This is a genomic window from Cytobacillus sp. Bac17 (assembly GCF_024519925.1).
Taxonomy (GTDB): domain Bacteria; phylum Bacillota; class Bacilli; order Bacillales; family Cytobacillaceae; genus Cytobacillus; species Cytobacillus pseudoceanisediminis.
Genome location: NZ_JALJRC010000092.1, coordinates 1 through 507, shown reverse-complemented (window position 1 = coordinate 507; position 507 = coordinate 1). Strand labels below are relative to the sequence as shown.

The window sequence follows — 507 nt, the reverse complement described above, 5'->3', positions numbered from 1 at the left end:
TACCAAAGATGATAGTAAAGCTCGAGCCGATCGTATCGCATCTGCCCTAAATATTGGATTTGAAGAATATGGCTTATTCAGCTTTGAAATAGGTGAAACAAACCCAACCATCTGGATTGTAATGGACGAAGCCAATAGTGAAAAAGAGCTACAGAAATATTTAGAAAAAAATGTATCTAAAGCAGATTTAAACCATTACAATATAGACATTTCAAAAAGAAACTTACAAGAAGTGCAGACAGAGCATGCGATGCTGTTGCGTGAAGGTATTGCAATTGATTACATAAAGGAAAAAAATTATAATGATGTCAAAGTTTATTATCCTAATGGTAAACCAGAACAAGTATTAAAAGTAATTATTAATGAAACAAGTGAACGATCCAGTAAAGATTTAAAAGCTGAGTTAGAAAATCTTTTAGCTACTAAGGGTGCTGAACTGCCAGTACAACTGAGAGGTATTTCGTATGAAATTCAGATAGAATGATTTTCCTCAGGAAAGTCGCTATC

1 protein-coding gene is annotated in these 507 nt (G+C 33.5%); it reads left to right on the top strand.

The features are described from left to right. A partial coding sequence (locus NR125_RS29300) for a YolC/YozM family protein (RefSeq protein WP_483863894.1) occupies positions 1-484 on the top strand: 484 nt, incomplete at its 5' end. Between the last annotated feature and the right edge of the window lie 23 nt (positions 485-507).